Annotated in this window: 5 protein-coding genes; 3 read left to right on the top strand and 2 right to left on the bottom strand. The window is 57.8% G+C overall.

Annotated elements, in window-relative coordinates; all coding sequences use genetic code 11:
• Together alaS and ugpQ are read right to left on the bottom strand one after the other, a co-directional pair.
• Positions 1 to 1279: alanine--tRNA ligase (gene alaS / locus ABWP27_RS11660; RefSeq protein ID WP_353156949.1), on the bottom strand; the 1279-nt coding region annotated here is incomplete at its 3' end.
• A 160-nt stretch (positions 1280 to 1439) separates the two neighbouring features.
• Entirely contained in the window at positions 1440 to 2210 is a 771-nt protein-coding gene (gene ugpQ / locus ABWP27_RS11655; protein WP_353156946.1) for a glycerophosphodiester phosphodiesterase, read from the bottom strand.
• A gap of 232 nt (positions 2211 to 2442) precedes the next feature.
• Here ugpQ and ABWP27_RS11650 point away from each other — a divergent pair, with 232 nt between their 5' ends.
• The 3 genes from ABWP27_RS11650 to ABWP27_RS11640 all read left to right on the top strand — a co-directional run.
• A complete protein-coding gene (locus tag ABWP27_RS11650) occupies positions 2443 to 4041 on the top strand; it encodes a gamma-glutamyltransferase family protein (protein WP_353156944.1) in 1599 nt (532 codons plus the stop codon).
• Between the two features lie 236 nt (positions 4042 to 4277).
• Positions 4278 to 4988, top strand: a complete 711-nt coding sequence (locus tag ABWP27_RS11645) for a YoaK family protein (protein ID WP_353156941.1) — start codon at positions 4278 to 4280, stop codon at positions 4986 to 4988.
• 160 nt (positions 4989 to 5148) lie between these two features.
• Positions 5149 to 5984: glutamate--tRNA ligase family protein (locus tag ABWP27_RS11640; RefSeq protein WP_353156939.1), on the top strand; the 836-nt coding region annotated here is incomplete at its 3' end.

Genomic DNA, 5984 nt, shown 5'->3' with positions numbered 1-5984 from the left:
GTTTTTCCATCGCGGCGGCAAAACCTGCTTCATCGACGCTGACGCCATTTTCACGGCAAACGTCTGCCGACAAATCGAGCGGGAAACCAAAGGTGTCGTGCAACTTGAATGCGACTTCGCCCGGCAATACCTTGACGCCGCCAGCCAGCGCTGCGTCGAGGATTTCCATGCCGTTGGCCAGCGTTTCAAAGAAGCGTTCTTCTTCGGCTTTCAGTACTTCTGTAATGCGTTGCGCATCGGCTTGCAGTTTTGGATATGCCTCACCCATTTGCTCGACCAGATCTTTCACCAGCTTGTGGAAGAACGGTTTTTTCTGACCCAGCTTGTAGCCGTGACGGACGGCGCGACGAATGATGCGGCGTTGCACGAAACCCCGGCCTTCATTGCTCGGGATCACGCCATCGGTTACCAGGAATGAGGTCGCACGAATATGATCGGCAATCACGCGCAATGAATTGTTTGTCAGATCGGCTGTATGTGTTTCGCGTCCGGCGGCTTTGATCAGCGCCTCAAACGTATCGATCTCGTAGTTGCTGTGCACACCTTGCAGAATTGCCGCCAGACGTTCCAGACCCATGCCGGTATCGACGCACGGCGCCGGCAATGGTTTGACGGAGCCGTCTTCGGCCATGTCGAACTGCATGAACACGTTGTTCCAGATTTCGATGTAACGATCGCCGTCTTCATCCGGGCTGCCCGGCGGACCGCCGGCGATGTGCGGACCGTGATCGTAAAAAATTTCCGAACATGGGCCGCATGGACCGGTGTCGGCCATCATCCAGAAGTTATCGGATTTGTAGCGGCCGCCCTTGTTGTCGCCGATGCGAATCACGCGTTCAGGCGGCAGGCCGATTTCCTTGGTCCAGATGTCGTAGGCTTCCTGATCTTCGATGTAGACCGTTGCCAGCAGTTTTTCAGCAGGCAAACCGTAGACCTGGGTCAACAGTTCCCACGACCATTTCAGCGCATCGCGCTTGAAGTAATCGCCGAAGCTCCAGTTACCCAGCATCTCGAAAAATGTATGGTGACGCGCGGTGTAACCGACGTTTTCCAGATCGTTGTGTTTGCCGCCGGCGCGCAGGCAGGCTTGCACCGAGGTTGCGCGCACATAGGGGCGCTTGTCTTCACCCAGAAACACGTCCTTGAACTGGACCATGCCCGAGTTGGTGAACATCAGGGTCGGATCATTGCCTGGCACCAGCGGGCTGGATGCCACGATGGTGTGGCCTTTGGACTCAAAGAACTTCAGGAATTTTTCGCGGATTTCGGACGATTTCATGTTCTGGGCAAAGTAAGGAAATGGGTGCTGCAAACCGGCGATTATACGTTATTAGCGCGTAATAGCCCTGTTGGTCTGGTGCCTGAAACAACACTCAAAACACCCATTTTTTCGCCTGAATAGTCCGTTGCAGCCGGTTTCAACGCAGTTTCACGCAATTTCAATTCACCGCCGTAGTCGCGCCAGTGAAGTACGGCCCGATCACATCGATGCGGTCGGTACAAAACGCATCGACGCCCCAGGACAGAATTTCCGTCGCCCGCGCCGGTTCGTTGACGGTATAGCAAAACAGGCCGAAACCCGCCTCCTTGATGGCGCGCGCCAGCAGCGGCGTCAGGTTGTTGTGGTTGGTATGCAGCGCAATCGCACCGAGGGCGAGCAGCCGTTCGTGCCAGTCGGGCGGAATTTCATCGACCAGCCATCCGCGCGGAATATCCGGCGCCGCCAGTTGCGCCGCCTGCAGCGCCTCGAATGAAAAGGAAGAAAGCAGCGGCAAGGCGCCCGGCGATCGATCCAGCGTCCCGGAAAATAAACGCTGCGTTGCCTGCGCCACCGTCCAGCCGGTCTGATCTTCAAATCCCGGCACCGGCTTGATCTCGATATTCATCCAGATATGGTGCTGCATGCAAAACGCCGCCACCTGCTCGAAGCTCGGGATCGGTTCGCCGCGATATTCTTCGCCAAACCAGGCACCCGCATCACGCGTTGCCAGTTCCTGCGCCGTGTATGCATTCACATTGCCCTCGCCCGCCACCGTGCGGCCGAAAACCGTATCGTGCATCACGACCGGCACGCCATCCCTGGCCAGCATCACATCGAATTCCACCGCACGAAAACCATGCGTCAGGCCGCAGCGCATGGCCGCTATCGTGTTTTCCGGCGCCAGCGCACCGCCGCCGCGATGCGCCACTATTTTTGGATAAGGCCACATGGTTGATTCCAGTTATCAAATTGGTGTCAGCGAATTGGCATCATATTAACAGCGCGTATCAACGGAACGCACGGCCAACCCGGAGCAAGACTGAAAGCGCGACAACGGATAAAATGTCCGCTCTCCGCGCACGTTTGCCACCGCATGATCGGCGCACTTTCAAGCGCGGTAAAAATTCATTCATGCAGCCCTGGCGGCATGAGCACTCAATCAACATCATCAGGATCACAGCATGTCTTCATTTGACTGGAACAATCCCTACCCATCGATCCGTCAACCACTGTTCGCACGCAATACCGTCGCGACTTCGCAACCGCTGGCTGCGCAAGCCGGCTTGCGCATGCTGCTCAAGGGCGGCAATGCGGTAGATGCCGCGATCGCCGCAGCCGCTGCACTGACTATCGTCGAACCGGTTTCCTGCGGCCTCGGCAGCGATGCGTTTGCGCTGGTGTGGGACGGCAATCAGTTGCACGGCCTGAACAGTTCCGGCACCTCACCGGCCGGATGGACGACCGATTATTTCAAGCAAAAACACAATGGCGTATTCCCGGAACGCGGCTGGGATACCGTCACCGTTCCCGGCGCCGTCGCCGGCTGGGTCGCGCTGTCGGACAAATTCGGCAAGCTGCCCTTCGCCGATCTGATGGAACCGGCAATCGAACTGGCCGCACGCGGACACATGGTGGCGCCGGTGGTGCAGAAGAAATGGGTGAACGCGATTCCGATTTTGCAAAACCAGCCCGGCTTTGCAGAAGCATTCATGCCACACGGCCGTGCGCCGGAAGTTGGTGAAAACTTCGTCTTCAAGGACGCTGCCGAATCGCTGAGAAAAATCGCCGAAACAAAAGGCGAAGCCTTCTATCGCGGCGAACTGGCCGAGGCTATCGTCAAGTTCGCGAAAGAACACGGCGCACAAATGACGCTGGCCGACCTCGCCGGTTTCACACCGGAATGGGTCAAGCCTATCCAGAAAGATTACGCCGGCCACACCGTGCACGAGATCCCGCCTAACGGCCAGGGCATCGCCGCACTGATCGCACTCGGCATCATCGACAAGCTGGACATCACGCGTTTCCCTATCGATTCCGTCGAAGCCCAGCAAATGCAGATCGAAGCCATGAAGCTCGCCTTTGCCGATACCTACAAATGGGTCGCCGATGAAAAATACATGACGCAAGTGACCGTCAAGGATTTGCTCGACGACGGCTACCTGAGCGAACGCGCCAAACTGATCGACCTGAACAGCGCCAGCCGCTTCAGCCACGGCACACCGCCCAAAGGCGGCACCGTCTACCTGACCGCAGCGGACGAAAGCGGCATGATGGTCAGTTTCATCCAGTCGAACTACATGGGCTTCGGCTCCGGCGTGGTTGTGCCCGGCACCGGCATCAGCCTGCAGAATCGCGGTTTCAGCTTCAACCTCAGCCCTAACCATCCAAACTGCGTGGCGCCGAACAAGCGCCCTTTCCACACCATCATCCCCGGCTTCCTCAGCAAGGATGGCCAGCCGCTGATGAGTTTCGGCGTCATGGGCGGCAACATGCAACCGCAAGGCCATGTGCAAACCCTGGTGCGCATGCTGTCGTACAACCAGCAACCGCAAGCCGCCTGCGATGCGCCGCGCTGGAAGGTCAACGTCGGCCTGTCGCTGAACGTGGAAGCGGGCATGCCGGCGGAAATACATGCCGGCCTGCTGGCGCGCGGCCACAAGATAGAAAAAGTCGCCGACTACTACATGGATTTCGGCTCCGGCCAGTTCATCTGGAAAACCGAAAACGGCTACATCGCCGCCAGCGATCCGCGTCGCGACGGGCAGGCAGTCGGCTACTGACGTCATCCAGTCGTTGCAAGGCTCCGACATTGCGCATGCAATTCGGAGCATTTGCGGCATATGGAAGGCTCCAGTCATACCAGTGTCATTTCTTTGTGAGAAGATGATCTTCGGCTTGGGCCGAACGCCTTGCGCGCACGATTCCCGCCTTTCGTGTTGCGTCGGTTGTTCGGGTTCTCATCAGGAAGTAATGATGGTCATGCAGGTGTATTCCTGCATCGAATACTGGAGAGTCAATGAAACGCAGTGAAGTTCGTCACAAAACGCAAAACATCAGCCTCGGTTTTCTCGCAGGCTATGTGGATACATTAGGTTTCGTCGCACTGTTTGGATTGTTTACTGCCCATGTAACGGGTAACTTTGTACTGATCGGCTCGGAACTGGCCAACCCGCAAGGTGGTTCGCTGCTCCTCAAAATTCTCGCCTTCCCTGCCTTCATTTTCGGCGTCGTGTTCACCCGCCTGATGGTCGCCGTGCTGTTGAAATTCAACCTGCATGCGCTGTGGTACGCCTACATCCTGCAACTCGTCTTGCTGATCGCCTTCCTGGTGACCGGCACCATGGCAAGCCCGATCGGCTCCGACCCCACGCTCATGGCTGAAATCGCCGGTGTCATAGGCTCGACGGCAATGGGCGCACACAGCGCAGCCGGCAGGTTGCTGCTGCCACATTTTGTACCGACTGCGATGATGACGGGTAACGTCACCCAGCTCGTGATCGATTCGGTCGACGTTCTCCGCGGCGCAGCGGATGAGAACATCAAGCGCCGCTGCGTCAAATTCCTGTGGCCCGTAGTCGCCTTTGCCATCGGCGCAGTCGGTGCGGCCTTCGCCTACAAGTTTGCCGGCTTCTACGCGCTGCTGCTGCCTATCTGCATCCTGCTCTACCTGATGTATATCGAGCGCGGCGTGATCAAGAGAGCCCACAGGGCCGCCCAGGCCGGATAAGCGCAAAGCTCCTTCCAGCCGCCATTTCGTCATTCCCGTACAGGCGGGAATGACGGCCAGAACCGATGTTTGTGCCGCAATGCCTCAATCGCGCAGCCTGCTACGGTAAAATGCCTTTTACTTCGCAACATTGCGCATTTACAGGCAGGCACAAGCACTCATGAGCAACGATTCAAAAAACGGCAGCACCAATCCGACCCCGGCGTCTTCCAACTTCCTGCGCGGCATCATCGAAGCCGATCTCGCCGCCGGCAAACACGAAAAACGTGTGGACAAGGACGGCCAGCCGCTGCCGACCGTCATCACCCGCTTCCCGCCGGAACCGAACGGTTACCTGCACATCGGCCACGCCAAATCGATCTGCCTGAACTTCGGCCTCGCGCGCGATTACGCCGGCCGCTGCAACCTGCGCTTCGACGACACCAATCCGACCAAGGAAGAACAGGAATACGTAGACACCATCATCGACAGCGTCAAATGGCTGGGCTTCGATTGGAAGGTAGAAGACAAGGAACACCTGTACTTCGCCAGCGACTACTTCGACCAGTTGTATGCAATGGCCGAATACCTGATCACCGCCGGTCACGCCTACGTCGACAGCCAATCCGCTGAAGAGATGGCGAAGAACCGTGGCAACTTCGGCGAAGCCGGCAAGAACTCGCCGTTCCGCGATCGCCCTGCGGCAGAATCGCTGGACCTGTTCCGCCGCATGAAGGCTGGCGAATTCAAGGATGGCGAACACATCGTGCGCGCGAAGATCGACATGGCCTCGCCCAACATGAACATGCGCGACCCGGCGATCTACCGCATCCGTCACGCACATCACCATCGCACCGGCGACACATGGTGCGTCTACCCGATGTACGACTACGCGCACCCGATCGAAGACGCCATTGAAAACATCACGCACTCGATCTGCACGCTGGAATTCCAGGATCACCGTCCGTTCTACGACTGGGTACTGGAACGCCTGGCCGAAGGCGGCTTCTTCACCAA

The organism is Herminiimonas fonticola (genome assembly GCF_040395855.1).
GTDB lineage: Bacteria > Pseudomonadota > Gammaproteobacteria > Burkholderiales > Burkholderiaceae_D > Oxalicibacterium > Oxalicibacterium fonticola_A.
Note: the sequence above shows the minus strand (reverse complement) of the source record. Positions and strands in the feature narration are given on the sequence as shown.